We start from the raw sequence: 18,869 nt of genomic DNA on the forward strand, positions 1-18,869 counted from the left end.
GGTTTCAATCCAAATGGAAGGAGAAAAGTATGACAAGTAAAAGAGAGCTAGTTTTTAGAGCTATCCGAGGAGAAGAAGTGGAACGGGTTCCTGTAGGCTTTTGGTTTCATTTTGTAACACTTGAGGAAAAAGGACGAGGTTTAAATAATCCACGTATCTTTCAAAAAAGTGTAGAGGGACATCGGCAGTACGTTGAAAGAATTCATCCTGATTTTGTCAAAATGATGAGTGACGGATTTTTCATTTATCCAAGTAATGTCTATAATCCTTCGGTTGCAAGTATTCAGGAGTTGGCCTCTATTGAGTCGATTGGTGAAAATCATCCTTGGATTCAGCAACAAGTAGAGGTGGTACAAGCCATTCGAGCGACCTTCACTGAGGACATTGCATCGTTTTACAATATTTTTTCTCCAATTTCCTACCTGAAACGCTGGTTTCGTACAGAAACTTCTAGAGGTGATAGGGAGGTTGCAGATCTTTTTCTTGAAAATCCAGAGCTATTCAGGGAGATTTTAGATGTGATAGCTGAGGATATCGCTATCCTAACTAAGGCAATCATTCAGTATGGTGGAGCAGATGGGATTTACCTCAGTACACAAGAAATTCAGGATGAGCGCATCACAGCAGAATTGTATCAGACCTATATTGAGCCAAGCAACATAAAGGTTTTAGAAGCTGCCAATCAGGTAGGTGGGGTAAATATCCTGCATATCTGCGGTTTCCAAGGTGCCAGTAACAATGTGACTATTTTCAAAGATTATCCAGCCCAAGTTTTCAATTGGGCAACCCACCATGAAGCAGTCAGCTTACCTCAAGGTCAGGAGCTATTTCATGGCAAAGCGGTCTTGGGTGGTTTTGAAAATGGAAAGCAGAGCCTGCTTTATGGAGGTAGCAAGGCTAAACTACAAGAGGAAACCAAACGCTTGTTGGCTGAAGCTGGGACTAGAGGAGTCCTTCTTGGAGCGGATTGCACGGTTCCAGATGACTTTGAATTAGAACGATTGGACTGGATTCGTCAGGCTGCTATTTTAGAATAGGAGGGCCTTATGAAAAGAAAAAAGTGGCTATTGGTAGGGACGGCCCTCGGCTTTGTCATCTTACTTGCGATCAGTCTTACAAAGGGACTTACTTGTAAGGAAGGGCCAAGTTGTCATGGGATTCAGGATTTTCAGAAGAGAAGTCTTCGCTTTATTCAAACCAATGATATTGCCAGTGTTTTATTAGTTGAAAAAGAAAGAAATGGAGAATAGAGATGTCAGAAAAAAGAGAATGGGTTTTAAAAGCATTTAGAGGAGAAGTGGTTGACCGTGTACCTGTAGGTTTTTGGCACCACTTTACATCAGAAGAGGAATGGTTAAAGGGATTTTCCAATCCTGTGATTATTGAAAAGAACATACAAGGTCACAAACGTTTTATCCGTGACCTACATCCAGACTTTATCAAGTTGATGAGTGATGGCTATTTTGCTTATCCAAATCCAGTTATTGCCAAAGGAAAGTCACTCCAAGAGTTGGCAGAGATTCAACCTCTGGGTGAAGATCATCCGTGGATTAGAGAGCAGGTAGAATTAGTGAAGAAGATTAAGCAGGAGTTTACGGAAGATATTGTTGCTATTTACAATATTTTTGCGCCTGTGACCTACCTCAAATGGTTACTTGGAGAAGTGTCTGGTGGAGATGATCTCATTGCAGATTTCTTAGTTCAAGATTCTCAGAAATTGAAAAAAGTCCTTGATGTGATTGCGCAAGATATCGCTAGCTTGAGTCAAGCTATTATTAAAGATGCAGGAGCAGACGGTATTTATCTCAGTGTGCAAAGTATTCAGGATGCGCGTGTTTCTGCTGAAGCCTATCAGGAGATTATTGCACCGAGTGAACTGACTGTTTTAAAAGCGGCTAAGTCGGTTGGTGGGGTAAATATCCTTCATATCTGTGGCTATGAAGGAGCTCGAAACGATATTCATATCTTTGCCGACTATCCAGCTCATGTTTTTAACTGGGCAGTTGGTCCAGAAGGAATTAGCCTAAAAGAAGGTCGTGAGATTTTCAAGGGTCGTGCTGTTCTGGGAGGATTTGAAAACGGTAAAGATGGCCTTCTTTATCGAGGCAGTAAGGAAGAAATTCAAGCTGAAACCAAACGATTGGTAGAAGAAACAGGAAAAGAGGGCTTCATACTTGGAGCAGATTGTACCATTCCGAGTGATATTGCAGTGGAGCGTATCCAGTGGGTGAGAGAGGCATTAGATAAATAAAGGAGAAGAATATGAGTAAGAAAACATGGATTATTGGTGGAGTTGCGGTTGCGGCAGTGCTTGGAGCAACGATTATTGGTAGAACTTTGGCGGGAGCATCTGCTAAAGGTGCAGATGCAGTTTCATCTGGACAAGTAACAACTTTAAAAGTTGCCCATACTCAAAACTATGTCCCTTATGATTTTATTGACGAAAAAGGGGAATCAGATGGTTATGAAGTCGCTGTTTTAAAGGCGGTTGATGAGAAATTAGCAGATTATAAATTTGAGTATACTGGAACTAGTGATGATGATCTCTTGATTGGACTTGAGTCTGGCAAGTACGATATTGGAACTAAAGGTGCTTGGTATACAGATGAACGGGCTAAGAAATTTATTATTCCATCTGAGCCAGTAGGTGCCAGCATTATTGGTTTTACTGTTAGAAAAGAAGATGAAGCCAAATATAAGAATATTGATGATTTTGCCAAAAATAAAGGAAAATTAGTACCCATCTCTCCTCAAAATGCCCAGTGGAATGTCATCAATAGTTATAACGAGAAGCATAAGGATACACCAATTGAGTTGACAGCTGCTGAATCCTTCAAGGTGGCAGATGCTTATGCTTGGGTTTTAGAAGGACGATATGATGCCTTCTTTGATATCAAGTTGTCTTTTGAAAAAGCAGTGACAGCAGAGGATGGTTCTTACCACCAATATGCGGACAAACTTAGCTGGTTCCCTTATAAAGGAATTCCAACCTATCCATTAATTCACCGTGATGAAAAGGGTGAGAAGTTTGCTAAAGAGTATGAAAAAGCGATTAAAGGATTAAAAGAAGACGGTACTTTAGCTAAGCTTTCTCAAAAATACTTTAAAGAAGACGTCTTTAGCTACGTTGATAAAGATTAGATGAACAATCAGGCATGTTATACTCTTCGAAAATCTCTTCAAACCGCGTCAACGTCGCCTTGCCGTAGGTATGGTTACTGACTTCGTCAGTTCTATCCACAACCTCAAAACACTGTTTTGAGCAACCTGCGGCTAGTTTGCTTTTTGATTTTTATTGAGTATTAGAAAGAGGTTTATATGGTTTCATATGATTTTTCAAGAGTGTTCCAATTTTTACCAACCTTATGGCAGGCTCTTCCGATGACCTTGTCCATTCTCTTTTTTACTACAATCCTCGGTTCCCTTTTCGGTGGCTTATTGGCTTGGGCTCAAGTGGGAGAAGATAAGACTTTTGCAGGTCTTTCCAAGGGCTATATTTTCACTCTTCGCTGTACTCCCCCCATTGTCTTACTGTTTTTAGTTTTTTATGGTTTACCTGAATTTTTAAAATGGTGGCTGAATTTAGACATCAACAACTGGTCTAAGACGGTTTTCGTCTTATTCACCATGGTCTTACTATTTGCGGCTATCATTGCAGAAGTATTTAAGGCGTCCTATCAGGCAATTCCCAAAGGTCAGATGGAGGCTGGAGTCAGTATTGGTCTGACCCCTAGTCAGACATTTTGGAGAATCATTTTTCCTCAGGCTTTTCAAGTGGCTCTTCCAAATATGACGACCGCTATTCTAAATTTGATGCGGGACGCTGCCCTAGCCTATACGATTGGTTTTGTGGATGTCATGGGGGCTGGGAATCTCTTAATCAGTCGCAATTTGGGGAATTACTCTCTTGAAACCTATACAGCGGTTGCCATTCTTTATTGGGGTGTAGCTTTGGCTGTTTCCTTCTTGAGTCGCTTGTTAGAAAAATCTTTGGAAACGAAAGGGAGATAGGATATGGATTTAGACTATATTGCAAAAACCTTTTTAGAGACCTTAAAAGGGGTACCGACCACTTTGATTATCATGATTGTAGCCATGGTCTTAAGTTTTCTACCAGCCTTGTTTTTAGCTCTGGGACAAATATATAAAGTCAAAGGTGTTCGAACTTTCTCGCTCGTGTATCTAGCTTTTATAAGAGCAACACCTCCGATTTTGCTGATTCTTTTCTTTTATAGTTTGTTTCCGAGTTTGCTCAATCAATTTCTCAAAAGCATAGGAAGTGATGTTGACATCTTTAAACTCAATCCGATCTATTATGCTTTTATTATCTATAGCCTGATGACAACAGGTAGTTTATCAGAAATCTTACGTTCGGCTATTTTGACTGTGGATAAGGGACAATTAGAAGCTGCACAAGCGATTGGCTTAACCACTAGTCAAGCTTATGTGAGGATTATTTTTCCACAGGCCTTGCGATCAGCCCTGCCCAATCTGGCTAATCTAGTTATAAATATTGTAAAAGGAACCTCTTTGGTTTTTGTGATGACCATTAAGGATATTACAGCTATTGCCCGTGTTGAAGCCTCTTATGGTTATCAGTATTTTGAATCATACTTTGTTATCTTTTTACAGTACATTCTTATTTGCGGTTTGATTCAATGGGGTTTTTCACTCTTAGAGAAACGCTATATTCGAAGAGAACAGGGACAAGTAGTGCCCCGTACAGGTTTAGCATAGGAGGAGACAATGTTACAAGTAGAACATGTTGCAAAAAAATTTGGAGACAGACAAGTCTTAGAAGATGTTAATCTCAAGGTCAACCAAGGGGATGTGGTTGTAATATTGGGGCCATCTGGATCAGGTAAAACGACTTTTCTCAGATGTCTCAATCATTTAGAAAAAGCCGATAGTGGCTCTTTGAAGCTTGCTGACAAAGACTACGATCTTGGCAAATTGACCAAAAAAGATATTTTAGAAATTCGCCAGAAGACAGCCTTCGTTTTCCAACATTATAATTTATTTGCTAATAAGACCGCCTTGGAAAATATTTTAGAGGGCTTGGTAATTGCTCGGAAAATTCCTAAGGAAGAAGCAACCAAACGTGCGGAAGCTGCCTTAGAAAAAGTTGGTTTACTAGCTTATAAAGATTATTATCCTTCTCAGCTTTCTGGAGGCCAGCAACAACGAATTGGCATTGCGCGTGCCATCGCTGTGAAACCAGAGGTCATTTTATTAGATGAGCCAACATCGGCCTTGGATCCAGAGTTGGTAGGGGATGTTTTGGGTGTTTTAAAACAGTTAGCTAAAGAAGGAGTTACTATGGTAGTAGTGACTCATGAGATGGGTTTTGCTAGAGATGTAGCCAATCATGTTATTTTTATGGACGGTGGGAAAATTGTTGAAGAAAATAATGCCCATCAATTCTTTAGTCGTCCAAAAGAAGAACGAACCAAGCAATTTTTGGCACGAATACTTTCGGATGCTTCCTATAGTGTAGAATATATGATTTGATAGTTAAGATTATCAGAGCAAAAATCAATCCCCCGATCATTGAGGCTCGGGGGATTGTTCTATAGGAGGGCTAGTTTAGTTCTCTTTTTTGTTTTTTAACAAGAACCCGAGACCTAGAAGGGCAAGGAGACTGATTCCTGCCAACAGGAGTTTGTTATCGTTTTTGGTTCCTGTATTTGGAAGTTCAGCTTGTTTAGCTGGGGTTGCAGGTATATTTTCCTTGCTAGAGTTTTCTACCGATTCGTTTCGAACAGCTTTACTTACAGATGCTGGTTGTGCTTCTTGTGCTGGTTGTTCAGCTTGTGAATCAGTTGTAACTTGGCTAGGTTTATCTTCTGTATCAGCTATATTTTCATCTGGTTTAGTAGAATCAGGTTTAGTTTGTGGAGCTGGAGTTTGCTGTTCCGGTTTGACTACTCGGTTTGACATATTGTCTTGGCTGTTATTTTGACCGTGTTCTTGTTTTAAGCTAGAAAGGTCAAATTCTGGTTTATCTTCCATAGCTGGACGACTTTGAGAGACTCGAAGAACAGTGGCTGTAAGGGCATTTAATTTCAAGCCTTTTTCAGTCCATTCAAGTCCTTTCGGGTTGGCAATTCCTACTGGTCCTGCTTGGTTTTCATCTGCTAAAACTTCAGCATTTCTGAGGTGGGCAAAGGCGGTTCCCAAATTAAATTCGCGGGCTTTTTCGTCAGCATTGACAAAGACTGCGTAGATATCACCGTTTGGAGCAGTAATTTGGTAGCCAATTACCACATCCTCTTTTTCCACACCATTTTGGCCTGGAACAGTGATGAGGTGGACACGGTCTTTGATATCTTGAAGACTCTTAAGTCGGAAGGCATCTGTAGATTGACGAAGGGCAATCAAACCTTTCATATAGTCACGACTCTTGACGTTTTCAGGATAAGCTTTACCATCTGTAGCCTTAGTCCAGTCAAACTTGTTAACTGCATCACTCGAATCGTAAGAGTCATGGATGAAGTAAGGATAGTCAAATGGATTGCCATCCTTATCACGCAACAAGTGAGATTTGTTTGGAACCTTATCCTCCGCTACTGGAGTCTTGTAGGCTGGGTCACGGAATTGTTTGGTGCGACCATATTCCTGACCAGAGTGGATAAACGGAGTTCCTTGAGCTGTCAAGACCATGAGATTTCCAAGTCGCAAACGACGGTGAATTTCAGCATAGTTCTCAGCCTTGCTTGGATCTTTTTTGATAGACTGGGCGATGATGTCAAAGAGGGTCAAGTTATCATGGGCTGCGATGTATTGGATGACATCTCCAGGGCTGTCAGCTTCAAAGTTGGTTGGCTGAGCAATGAGATTTTTAAAGATGGTGTTGATATCACGCTTGCCACCTGTGATAAAGGCAGGTTGACCTTCGTTTGGATAACCAGACTTGAGGTTGTTACGGATGTCATCTGAAAAGACAGCGACAGTATCAGTATGTTTCATCCAATCTTGGTCAGCAGCTTTAGTAGGCATATTTTCATCACCAGCATAGGTTCTCCAACCTTCACCAAGCATGATGAGGTTTGGATTGAGGGCGCGTGCAGCCTTGTACGCTTCTTCGATAGAAGCTGCATCATGGTCTCCCATCATATCGAAGCGGAATCCATCCACTTTGTAGGTATCAACTAGATATTTGATAGAGTCAACTAGGAGTCGTTTGGTCATATGATGGGTTGTTCCCAAACGTCCACCACCAAAGCTAGTGCGAGGTGTCCCATCAGCATCCATAAAGTGGTAGTAGTTTGGTTCTAAATCTTCAAAGATATCGACTTTAGCTGTATGGTTATACACTACATCCAGGATAGCTCCCATGCCACGTTTGTGGATTTCGTTGATGAGGTTTTTAAATTCTGCGATTCGTTTTTCTGGATTTTTAGGATCGCTTGAATACATACCAGTCAAGGAGAAGTAGTTTTGAGGGTCATATCCCCAGTTGTAGTTGCTGTTGCTTGAAGCATAGTCAGACAAGCGTTCATGGTTTTTCAATTCATTGACAAAGTAGTAAGACAAGACGGGAAGGAGCTGGATGTGGGTTACACCCAAGTCTTTGAGGTAGTCTAGTTTTTCAATAAAGGCTTCAAAGGTACCAAATGGTTTGGTCAAGTCTTTTGCGATAGCGGGATCTGAAGTGAAGTCACGCACATGAGCTTCGTAGATAACGGCATCTTCACGAGTCTTGAAGTTGTGAATCTTACCATAAGTCAAGTCTTGAGGTCCTAGTTTGGCTGGATCTACAAAGGCGGCTTTAGCCACTTTATGGGAAGCGTCTGTTTTTGCAAGATCACTATTCCAAGCAGCGAGGGACTTAGCGTAAGGATCGAGTGCAAGAACAGTTTTACCTTGACGTTCAATTTGGTATTGATAATAGTAGCCAGTGAAATCTGTGATTCCTAATTTATTTGTGCTATCTAGAGTTTGTTTCCAAGTTCCTCTTTCCCCTTTTTCAAGAGCGACAGTTCCAACCACTTTTTCAGGGTCATTCTTGTCGTAGACAACGACAGAAACCTTATCAGCACTTGGTGACCAAAGGGTTAAATCAACCTGTTTTCCTTCTTCTTTTAAGTCAGCTCCAAGTTTGCCATCATAACTGTATGTCTCATCTTTAAGTCGCCAGCTTGTTTTGGTAGTGAATTGGTCGGAATTGTAGCTAACAGTATATGGATGTTTTGTGTCCGAGAAATCTCCGCTGTAGGTCACTTTCTTACCAGCTTCATCTATTGCAACATCAGTAATAGCTACTTTGTTTCCTAGGTGATTAGTGATGTTAGAGTGTTTGAGGATATCCTCTTTTTTAGCACCGACAAGTGTTGAAAAACTACTCTCAATGCTAGAAGTACCTACGTGTTGGGCTCCTGTCATGCGGATATCGTGCACATAGTAGGGGTTGGTGTAGATGGTTTCATCATCGTCTTTGAGGAAAATTTGGCTATGATTTTTTAAATCTGTGAACTTATAATCTTCTTTACGGATTTTCACATCGTCTCCTTGTTTGTTTCTGTCTAGTAATAAAAATCCAAGGTCTTTAGCTGCATCTTTGAGTGGAATATCGATATAGCGACCATATTTGCCTGTAGCCGTAAAGTCTGTTCCATTAGGCCATTCACCACTACTTGGCTCTTTCACATCTCCCCAGTACCAGAGAGACTTCTTGTCATAGTTGCCATCTGTGCGGTAGTAGTTGACACGAATAGTTCCTGCAGGCTGTGGTTCGTAAGAGAAAACCTTGTTATCTTGGTCCAACCAAGCCTTATTCATCTTTGGTGCCAGTTTTTCTACTGATTTATCGCCGGTTAGATTTTTCCCAGCTGTATTATTGATGAGGAAGCTAATTTTCTTGGCTTGTTCTCCCTTTAATTTGACATCTAGGTAGTAGCCATAGTCATCTTTTTTGGCATCCTTGAAGGACAAGGCTCCGTTCGGCCAATTTTCAGAAGGTTTTTCAACATCGTCCCAAGTCCATAGTCCTTGACTATCCTTGTTTTCTTCAGGGAGTTTTTTGACATGGATGCGGAAGTAGTTGTCTTCGATTGGCTCTTCTGTCTTAGTTTCAGTCGTTACTGGACTCGTAGAAGTAGTTGGTTCACTTGAACGATCTTGTCCGGTTTGTGGGGCTGAATCGGCGGGAGTTGCAGCAGGAGTAGTTGGCTCTGTTGCAGGTTTTTCTTCTGTTTTCTTTAGGGAAGCGTTTGCACTATCGGGTGAAGAAAAATCGCTTTCGTTCTTGCCAGCGATGTTTGTTGCATCAGTAAGAGGTTGAGTAAGGGAGGTCGTATTTCTGTTGCTGGGTTCGTTAGTGGTTGGTGTATTTTCGTTTGCTGAGATAGTTGGTGTAGCCATGGCAAGCAGAATAAGGCTTGCTCCAATAAGGACAGAACCAGTTCCATTTTTGAGGGAACGGATGCTGTAAACCATTTTTTTCTCAGTTTGAGATGGTATTTTTCTCATAATGATTCTCCAATCAATAAATTTCTATCATCAGTATAGCACTTAGTAAAATAAGATGCAAGCGTTTTCCTAAAATTAAAATAAAAGAAAAAATCGCAACAAATTTTGTTACGATTAAGCCAGTCTTTCTTTATGAATTTGAGAAGCAAGAAGGTGAAGGTGATGAAATAATTCTGAAGTAGAGAAGTTACGATTGTAGATAAGTGGTTTAGGAGAGTTGGTGACAGGAAAGGTAGTGATAATAATATCGTGAGGAATTTGATTGAGAATTGAGAAAGAAATCGTAGATTCTTCCCAAGAATCAAAGAGATAGAGATTATTGCCGTAGTGAGCAAGGGTGTCGATAAGGTTTTGTGCGTGATGACTATCCAAATGACTAATGACTAAAACACGTATTTTGGGAAGTTTTTGAAGTAATTGGACTAAAATTCGTTGCCCTTGGATAGAAAAGGCATAAACTAGCTCTTGTAGTTTACTTGGGTGACTCTCTAGACCAATCTCAGCTAGATACGTCTGAAATTTATTTTTACTTACTTCAAATAGTTTTGGAAATTCTTTTTGATAATTGGTTAAAAGTAGAGACTTCTGTTTTTCAAGAGACTTGCTGCTAAGTGGGTGTAGAAAATCAGCTTTGGCAGTGTAGTGGAGGAGCCAAATCAATTCTTCGCGATTTGCAATCTGTAGGTGAAATTCTTTAGATAATTCTTCTAAGATTTGACTCAATAAACGATAGGATTTTTGAATCTGATGAATGTCTCCTAGGGCTCTATTACTAGGCTTATTTATTATTCGAGGAGACTTTACTGGGGTTGAAAATAGCTGTTCCAGTGTTTCCTTTGTAGGTTCAAAATGGAGTTTTTTAGCCAGCTTTTTGATCTCTTGTGCAAACTGCGGAATTTGCATGAGGGAGCTGTAGTGACTGGTTAAAAGAGGAGTAGGCTTTTCGATGAAACGTCCTTTATTTAACCGCTCCAAATTAATAGCCAGGGTGTACTTGATTTGCCGTAAGCTACTGAGGTTAGGTGAAACTTGTTGGGCCTTTAAAAATAGCTGAATCAGCTGAGTGAGCTATTCTTCAGAAATAGAAGGAAAGGGCCAATCAAGAAAACTGTAACTTTGACTAAAGTAGTCCAGATAAAAGGCGCGGATGTCTTCTTCTGCTCCCTCCAAGGCTAAAGGGGAAGGTTGGATACTGATATTATAGTGTTGGGGGAGGAGTGTGTTTAGATGCTGGATGATTCCCTCAATCTGCTCTGGATTAGTCGAAAGTGCCTGGCATATTTGGTCAAGTGATTGCTCCTCTTTGAAAAACAGATAGTTCAAAAAAGAGTAGGTTGCAGATTGTTCAAAGATAGCAATTCTAGGGTCTAAAGAGTTTCGGGCTTCAAACTGCAACTGAATACCTTCTTTTGTTGATCGAATAAGGAGGTTTGGGAATAATTGCTCGAGCAAAGAAAGGTGTTCTTGCAATTCTTCTGCTGACAGATTCAGATTTTCTGACAAAGATGAATCTTGTATCCAATCCTGGTGTTTGGTCAATTCTTCCAGTAACACTAGCAAATTCTCTTCTGTTTCAGAAAGCAAAATATCCATAATAAACCTCCTTATATATTTATACATATATATTAAAAGAAAAACCAAGTAAAGTCAAGAAAAATGGGCTAAGATAAAATAGGATAACCGTAATTTACTATATTCTTTTTGGGTAATTAGGTTGAAAATGAACTTCGTAAAGTAATAGTTGAATTTAATTTTTTTATAGGAAAAGATTTTGTCAAAAATTCGTCAATCCCCTTGAAAAATCTAGCTAAATAGGGTATAATATGAATAATCATTTGTCGTAGGTTTTGTCTGAAATATTGTCCAGACAAGGCTCACAGCAGTTAAATCTTCTGAAAAAGTCAGATTTAGCTGCTCTTTTTGTGCTTTTTTTCAGGATTTTGAGTACTTGTAACAAAGACTTAAAGATTCTGAAAATTTATCAAGAGGACACGGTGATAAGGGTTTTTAAAACCATATGACGATTAGAAAAGCCTGATCGACAGGGCTTGGAACTTATTTACAAAGGAGAATCATCTTGGCAGGACATGACGTTCAATACGGGAAACATCGTACCCGTCGTAGTTTTTCAAGAATCAAAGAAGTTCTTGACTTACCAAATTTGATTGAAATTCAAACTGACTCATTCAAAGATTTCCTAGACCATGGTCTTAAGGAAGTGTTTGAAGATGTATTGCCAATTTCAAACTTCACAGACACGATGGAGTTGGAATTTGTTGGATATGAAATCAAGGAACCAAAATACACGCTAGAAGAAGCTCGTATCCACGATGCTAGCTACTCAGCACCAATTTTTGTAACCTTCCGCTTGATCAATAAAGAAACAGGCGAAATCAAAACTCAAGAAGTTTTCTTTGGTGATTTCCCAATCATGACAGAAATGGGTACTTTCATCATCAATGGTGGTGAACGTATCATCGTATCTCAGTTGGTCCGCTCACCAGGTGTTTACTTTAACGATAAAGTTGATAAAAACGGTAAAGTGGGCTACGGTTCAACTGTTATCCCTAACCGTGGAGCTTGGTTGGAACTTGAAAGTGACTCAAAAGATATCGCCTACACTCGTATCGACCGTACTCGTAAGATTCCATTTACAACCTTGGTTCGTGCTCTTGGTTTCTCAGGTGATGATGAAATTTTTGATATCTTTGGTGATAGCGAATTGGTTCGCAACACTGTTGAAAAAGATATTCACAAGAATCCAATGGACTCTCGTACCGACGAAGCTTTGAAAGAAATTTACGAACGTCTTCGTCCAGGTGAGCCTAAGACTGCTGAAAGCTCACGTAGCTTGCTTGTGGCACGCTTCTTTGACCCACGTCGCTATGATTTAGCAGCAGTCGGTCGTTACAAAATCAATAAAAAACTCAATGTTAAAACACGCTTGCTTAACCAAACTATTGCAGAGCCATTGGTAGATCCTGAAACTGGAGAAATCTTGGTAGAAGCTGGTACAATCATGACTCGTAGCGTGATTGAAAGCATTGAAAGCCATTTGGATGGCGACTTGAACAAGATTGTCTACATTCCAAATGATGCAGCCGTTGTGACTGAGCCAGTTGTTCTTCAAAAATTCAAGGTTGTTGCACCAACTGATCCAGACCGCGTCGTAACAATCATTGGTAATGCTAATCCAGATGACAAGGTTCGTATCGTCACTCCTGCAGATATCCTTGCTGAGATGAGCTACTTCCTCAACTTGGCTGAAGGACTTGGCCGTGTAGATGACATCGACCACCTTGGGAACCGTCGTATCCGTGCGGTTGGTGAATTGCTTGCCAACCAAGTACGTCTTGGACTTTCTCGTATGGAACGTAATGTCCGTGAACGTATGTCTGTTCAGGACAACGAAGTCTTGACACCACAACAAATTATCAATATCCGTCCTGTAACAGCTGCGGTTAAAGAGTTCTTTGGTTCATCACAGTTGTCACAGTTCATGGACCAACACAACCCGCTTTCTGAGCTGTCTCACAAACGCCGTTTGTCAGCCTTAGGACCTGGTGGTTTGACACGTGACCGTGCTGGATATGAAGTACGTGACGTGCACTATACTCACTATGGCCGTATGTGTCCAATCGAGACACCTGAAGGACCTAACATCGGTTTGATCAACAACTTGTCATCATACGGACACTTGAATAAGTATGGTTTTGTTCAAACACCATACCGTAAGGTTGACCGTGAAACAGGTGTTGTTACGAACGAAATCGTTTGGTTGACAGCCGATGAAGAAGATGAATATACTGTAGCACAGGCTAATTCTCGTCTGAATGAAGATGGAACCTTTGCTGAGAAAGTTGTCATGGGACGTCACCAAGGGGTTAACCAAGAGTATCCAGCTAATGTTGTTGACTACATGGACGTATCACCAAAACAGGTAGTTGCCGTTGCGACAGCATGTATTCCTTTCTTGGAAAACGATGACTCAAACCGTGCCCTCATGGGAGCTAACATGCAACGTCAGGCCGTGCCATTGATTAATCCTAAAGCACCTTACGTTGGTACTGGTATGGAATACCAAGCAGCCCACGATTCAGGAGCGGCTGTGATTGCTCAGTATGACGGTAAAGTTACCTATGCAGATGCTGACAAGGTAGAAGTTCGTCGTGAAGATGGTTCATTGGATGTTTACCACATCCAAAAATTCCGTCGTTCAAACTCAGGTACTGCTTACAACCAACGCACTCTCGTAAAAGTTGGAGATGTCGTTGAAAAAGGCGATTTCATTGCTGACGGACCTTCTATGGAAAATGGAGAAATGGCGCTTGGACAAAACCCAATCGTTGCCTACATGACTTGGGAAGGTTACAACTTCGAGGATGCTGTTATCATGAGCGAACGCTTGGTTAAAGACGATGTCTACACATCTGTTCACCTTGAAGAATACGAATCAGAAACGCGCGATACAAAGCTTGGGCCTGAAGAAATTACTCGTGAAATTCCAAACGTTGGGGAAGACGCTCTTAAAGACCTTGATGAAATGGGTATTATCCGTATCGGTGCTGAGGTTAAAGAAGGCGACATCCTTGTAGGTAAAGTAACACCTAAGGGTGAGAAAGACCTTTCAGCTGAAGAACGTCTCTTGCACGCTATCTTCGGAGATAAATCTCGTGAAGTGCGTGATACTTCTCTTCGTGTACCACACGGTGCCGATGGTGTCGTTCGTGATGTTAAGATCTTTACACGTGCAAATGGAGATGAGTTGCAATCAGGTGTTAATATGCTGGTTCGCGTCTACATCGCTCAAAAACGTAAGATCAAGGTCGGAGATAAGATGGCCGGACGTCACGGAAATAAAGGGGTTGTCTCTCGTATCGTTCCTGTAGAAGACATGCCTTACCTTCCAGACGGAACTCCAGTCGATATCATGTTGAACCCACTTGGGGTGCCATCACGTATGAATATCGGTCAGGTTATGGAGCTCCACCTTGGTATGGCTGCTCGTACTCTTGGTATTCATATCGCAACACCAGTCTTTGACGGAGCAAGTTCTGAAGACCTTTGGTCAACTGTTAAAGAAGCTGGTATGGATAGCGATGCCAAAACAATCCTTTACGATGGACGTACTGGGGAGCCGTTTGATAACCGTGTTTCTGTCGGAGTCATGTACATGATTAAACTCCACCACATGGTTGACGATAAATTGCACGCTCGTTCAGTCGGGCCATACTCAACTGTTACCCAACAACCACTCGGAGGTAAAGCTCAGTTTGGTGGACAACGTTTCGGTGAGATGGAGGTTTGGGCTCTTGAAGCCTACGGTGCGTCAAATGTTCTTCAAGAAATCTTGACTTACAAGTCTGACGATATCAACGGACGTTTGAAAGCTTATGAAGCTATTACAAAAGGAAAACCAATTCCAAAACCAGGTGTTCCAGAATCCTTCCGAGTTCTTGTCAAAGAATTGCAATCTCTTGGTCTAGACATGCGTGTCCTAGACGAAGATGACCAAGAAGTGGAACTTCGCGACTTGGATGAAGGAATGGACGAAGATGTCATCCACGTAGATGACCTTGAAAAAGCCCGCGAAAAAGCAGCCCAAGAGGCTAAAGCAGCCTTTGAAGCTGAAGAAGCTGAGAAAGAAGCAAAAGTGGAAGCAACAGAAGAAGCTGCTGAAGAATAAGCAGTTCACTTAGAATAGAAAGGGAAGAAATAGTGGTTGATGTAAATCGTTTTAAAAGTATGCAAATCACCCTAGCTTCTCCAAGTAAAGTCCGTTCATGGTCTTATGGAGAAGTCAAAAAACCTGAAACAATCAATTACCGTACCTTGAAACCAGAACGTGAAGGACTCTTTGATGAAGTTATCTTTGGTCCTACAAAAGACTGGGAATGTGCTTGTGGTAAATACAAACGCATTCGCTACAGAGGAATTGTTTGTGACCGTTGTGGGGTTGAAGTAACGCGTACGAAAGTTCGTCGTGAGCGTATGGGGCACATCGAATTGAAAGCTCCTGTATCTCACATCTGGTACTTCAAGGGGATTCCAAGCCGTATGGGCTTGACCCTTGATATGAGCCCTCGTGCCCTCGAGGAAGTTATCTACTTTGCGGCTTATGTGGTGATTGATCCAAAGGATACACCACTTGAGCACAAGTCTATCATGACAGAGCGCGAATACCGAGAGCGCTTGCGTGAATATGGTTATGGATCATTCGTTGCCAAGATGGGTGCTGAAGCTATCCAAGACCTCTTGAAACAAGTAGATCTTGAAAAAGAGATTGCTGAACTCAAAGAAGAGTTGAAAACAGCGACTGGACAAAAACGTGTCAAAGCAATCCGTCGTTTGGATGTTTTGGATGCCTTTTACAAGTCTGGAAACAAACCTGAATGGATGATTCTCAACATCCTTCCAGTTATTCCACCAGATCTTCGTCCAATGTTGCAGTTGGATGGTGGCCGTTTTGCCTCATCTGACTTGAACGACCTGTATCGCCGTGTTATCAACCGTAACAACCGTTTGGCTCGTTTGCTTGAGTTGAATGCACCAGGTATCATCGTTCAAAATGAGAAGCGTATGCTTCAAGAAGCGGTTGACGCTTTGATTGACAATGGTCGTCGTGGTCGTCCAATCACAGGACCAGGTAGCCGTCCACTGAAATCATTGAGCCACATGCTTAAAGGTAAACAAGGACGCTTCCGTCAAAACTTGCTCGGTAAACGTGTTGACTTCTCAGGACGTTCTGTTATCGCAGTTGGTCCAACTCTTAAGATGTACCAATGTGGTGTGCCACGTGAAATGGCGATCGAGCTCTTTAAACCATTCGTGATGCGTGAAATTGTTGCCCGTGATATCGTGCAAAACGTCAAAGCTGCTAAACGCTTGGTGGAACGCGGAGATGAGCGTATCTGGGATATCCTTGAAGAAGTGATTAAAGAACACCCAGTGCTTTTGAACCGCGCACCGACCCTTCACCGTTTGGGTATCCAAGCCTTCGAGCCAGTCTTGATTGATGGTAAGGCCCTTCGCTTGCACCCGCTTGTCTGTGAAGCCTACAATGCCGACTTTGACGGGGACCAAATGGCCATCCACGTACCGCTTTCAGAAGAAGCCCAAGCAGAAGCTCGTATCTTGATGCTAGCTGCTGAGCACATCTTGAACCCCAAAGATGGTAAACCAGTTGTTACTCCGTCTCAGGACATGGTTTTGGGTAACTACTACTTGACTATGGAAGAAGCTGGTCGTGAAGGTGAAGGAATGGTCTTCAAAGACCGTGACGAAGCGGTTATGGCTTACCGTAATGGTTATGTTCACCTCCACTCACGTGTTGGTATCGCAACAGACAGCCTCAACAAGCCTTGGACAGAAGAGCAAAAACACAAGGTCTTGCTTACAACAGTTGGTAAAATCCTCTTCAACGACATCATGCCAGAGGGTCTACCATACTTGCAAGAACCAAACAATGCCAACTTGACAGAAGGCGTTCCAGCTAAATACTTCTTGCCACTTGGTGGAGATATCAAGGAAGCTATTAACAATCTTGAACTCAACCCTCCATTCAAGAAGAAAAACCTTGGAAATATCATCGCTGAAATCTTCAAACGTTTCCGTACGACAGAAACTTCTGCCCTACTTGACCGCATGAAGAACCTCGGTTACCACCACTCAACTCTTGCAGGGTTGACAGTGGGTATCGCCGATATCCCAGTCGTTGATGACAAGGCTGAAATCATTGAAGAATCACACAAACGTGTAGAACAAATCACAAAACAATTCCGTCGTGGTATGATCACAGACGACGAGCGTTACAATGCCGTTACAGCTGAATGGCGTGCTGCCCGTGAAAAATTAGAGAAACGCTTGATTGCCAACCAAGATCCTAAGAACCCAATCGTTATGATGATGGACTCAGGAGCCCGTGGTAATATCTCAAACTTCTCACAGCTTGCCGGTATGCGTGGTCTGATGGCTGCTCCGAACGGACGTATCATGGAATTGCCAATCCTTTCAAACTTCCGTGAAGGTTTGTCAGTACTCGAAATGTTCTTCTCAACTCACGGTGCTCGTAAAGGTATGACCGATACGGCCCTTAAGACAGCCGACTCAGGTTACTTGACTCGTCGTTTGGTTGACGTTGCCCAAGACGTTATCATCCGTGAGGACGACTGTGGAACTGACCGTGGTCTCTTGATCCGCTCTATCGCAGAAGGAAAAGAGATGATCGAGTCTCTTGAAGAACGTCTCAATGGTCGTTACACTAAGAAAACCGTTAAACATCCAGAAACTGGTGCAGTGATCATCGGTCCAAATGAGTTGATTACAGAAGACAAGGCGCGTGAAATTGTTAATGCTGGTGTGGAAGAAGTGACTATCCGCTCTGTATTTACATGTAACACTCGTCACGGTGTCTGCCGTCACTGTTACGGTATCAACTTGGCGACTGGTGATGCGGTTGAAGTTGGTGAAGCAGTTGGTACAATCGCTGCCCAATCTATCGGGGAACCTGGTACACAGCTTACAATGCGTACTTTCCACACGGGTGGGGTTGCCTCAAATACCGATATCACTCAGGGTCTTCCTCGTGTCCAAGAAATCTTTGAAGCCCGTAATCCTAAAGGGGAAGCGGTTATCACAGAGGTTAAAGGACAAGTTACTGCTATCGAAGAAGATGCATCAACTCGTACCAAGAAAGTCTTTGTTAAGGGTGAAACTGGCGAAGGGGAATATGTCGTTCCATTTACCGCTCGTATGCGTGTTGAAGTTGGTGACCAAGTAGCGCGTGGTGCTGCTCTTACAGAAGGTTCTATCCAACCAAAACGTCTCCTTGCAGTTCGTGATGTCTTGTCAGTTGAAACTTACCTTCTTGGTGAAGTACAAAAAGTTTACCGTAGCCAAGGGGTGGAAATCGGTGACAAACACATCGAGGTAATGGTTCGTCAAATGATCCGTAAAGTCCGTGTCATGGATCCAGGTGATACAGACCTTCTCATGGGTACCCTCATGGATATCAATGACTTTACAGATGCTAACAAAGATGTCCTTATCGCAGGTGGAGTTCCAGCGACAGGTCGCCCAGTCCTTATGGGAATTACCAAAGCCTCACTTGAAACCAATAGTTTCTTGTCAGCGGCTTCCTTCCAGGAAACAACTCGTGTCCTTACTGACGCAGCTATCCGCGGTAAAAAAGACCATCTCCTTGGACTTAAAGAAAATGTTATCATCGGTAAGATTATCCCAGCAGGTACTGGTATGGCACGTTACCGTAACCTTGAACCACAAGCTATCAACGAAGAAGAATACCTTAATCCTCCAGTAGAGGAAGAAGGAAATGAAGAAACAACAGAAGTAGTTGTGGATACTGTCGTTGAAACTGTGGAAGAAACAGTAGAATAAAA

At 42.1% G+C, this 18,869-nt stretch carries 12 protein-coding genes; 9 read left to right on the plus strand and 3 right to left on the minus strand.

Annotated features, from left to right (window positions below):
• Window positions 1-29: 29 nt before the first annotated feature.
• The 7 genes from O3599_RS01040 to O3599_RS01070 all read left to right on the plus strand — a co-directional run bounded on the left by O3599_RS01040 (window position 30) and on the right by O3599_RS01070 (window position 5,511).
• Window positions 30-1,037 carry a uroporphyrinogen decarboxylase family protein gene (locus tag O3599_RS01040; RefSeq protein WP_371511731.1) on the plus strand — a complete coding sequence of 336 codons (1,008 nt, stop codon included), beginning with the start codon at window positions 30-32 and terminating at the stop codon, window positions 1,035-1,037.
• A gap of 9 nt (window positions 1,038-1,046) precedes the next feature.
• The gene (locus O3599_RS01045; RefSeq protein ID WP_084947831.1) at window positions 1,047-1,250 is read left to right on the plus strand and encodes a hypothetical protein; all 204 of its coding nucleotides are present in this window, start codon (window positions 1,047-1,049) and stop codon (window positions 1,248-1,250) included.
• A gap of 2 nt (window positions 1,251-1,252) precedes the next feature.
• A complete protein-coding gene (locus O3599_RS01050; RefSeq protein WP_371511735.1) occupies window positions 1,253-2,251 on the plus strand; it encodes a uroporphyrinogen decarboxylase family protein in 999 nt (332 codons plus the stop codon).
• An 11-nt stretch (window positions 2,252-2,262) separates the two neighbouring features.
• The gene (locus tag O3599_RS01055; RefSeq protein ID WP_247939603.1) at window positions 2,263-3,141 is read left to right on the plus strand and encodes a transporter substrate-binding domain-containing protein; all 879 of its coding nucleotides are present in this window, start codon (window positions 2,263-2,265) and stop codon (window positions 3,139-3,141) included.
• Between the two features lie 177 nt (window positions 3,142-3,318).
• Entirely contained in the window at window positions 3,319-4,011 is a 693-nt protein-coding gene (locus O3599_RS01060) for an amino acid ABC transporter permease (RefSeq protein WP_004256697.1), read from the plus strand.
• Between the two features lie 3 nt (window positions 4,012-4,014).
• Window positions 4,015-4,737, plus strand: coding sequence for an amino acid ABC transporter permease (locus O3599_RS01065; protein ID WP_247939602.1), 723 nt, complete (start codon window positions 4,015-4,017; stop codon window positions 4,735-4,737).
• 9 nt (window positions 4,738-4,746) lie between these two features.
• Window positions 4,747-5,511, plus strand: a complete 765-nt coding sequence (locus O3599_RS01070) for an amino acid ABC transporter ATP-binding protein (RefSeq protein WP_020902713.1) — start codon at window positions 4,747-4,749, stop codon at window positions 5,509-5,511.
• Between the two features lie 75 nt (window positions 5,512-5,586).
• On the opposite strand, the gene O3599_RS01075 is transcribed toward O3599_RS01070, so the two are convergent.
• The 3 genes from O3599_RS01075 to O3599_RS01085 all read right to left on the minus strand — a co-directional run bounded on the left by O3599_RS01075 (window position 5,587) and on the right by O3599_RS01085 (window position 11,064).
• Window positions 5,587-9,471, minus strand: a complete 3,885-nt coding sequence (locus O3599_RS01075; RefSeq protein WP_247939601.1) for a pullulanase — start codon at window positions 9,469-9,471, stop codon at window positions 5,587-5,589.
• Window positions 9,472-9,585: 114 nt separating this feature from the next.
• Window positions 9,586-10,530: a M protein trans-acting positive regulator PRD domain-containing protein gene (locus tag O3599_RS01080; protein ID WP_282185724.1), complete on the minus strand. Its 945-nt coding sequence runs from the start codon at window positions 10,528-10,530 to the stop codon at window positions 9,586-9,588.
• A gap of 9 nt (window positions 10,531-10,539) precedes the next feature.
• Window positions 10,540-11,064 carry a helix-turn-helix domain-containing protein gene (locus O3599_RS01085; protein WP_247939600.1) on the minus strand — a complete coding sequence of 175 codons (525 nt, stop codon included), beginning with the start codon at window positions 11,062-11,064 and terminating at the stop codon, window positions 10,540-10,542.
• Window positions 11,065-11,548: 484 nt separating this feature from the next.
• Here O3599_RS01085 and rpoB point away from each other — a divergent pair, with 484 nt between their 5' ends.
• Window positions 11,549-15,157, plus strand: a complete 3,609-nt coding sequence (gene rpoB / locus O3599_RS01090) for a DNA-directed RNA polymerase subunit beta (protein WP_247939599.1) — start codon at window positions 11,549-11,551, stop codon at window positions 15,155-15,157.
• A 32-nt stretch (window positions 15,158-15,189) separates the two neighbouring features.
• Window positions 15,190-18,867 carry a DNA-directed RNA polymerase subunit beta' gene (rpoC, locus tag O3599_RS01095; RefSeq protein ID WP_169435146.1) on the plus strand — a complete coding sequence of 1,226 codons (3,678 nt, stop codon included), beginning with the start codon at window positions 15,190-15,192 and terminating at the stop codon, window positions 18,865-18,867.
• Window positions 18,868-18,869 lie beyond the last annotated feature (2 nt).

Source organism: Streptococcus sp. 27098_8_103 (genome assembly GCF_041432345.1).
Lineage (GTDB): Bacteria > Bacillota > Bacilli > Lactobacillales > Streptococcaceae > Streptococcus > Streptococcus mitis_BV.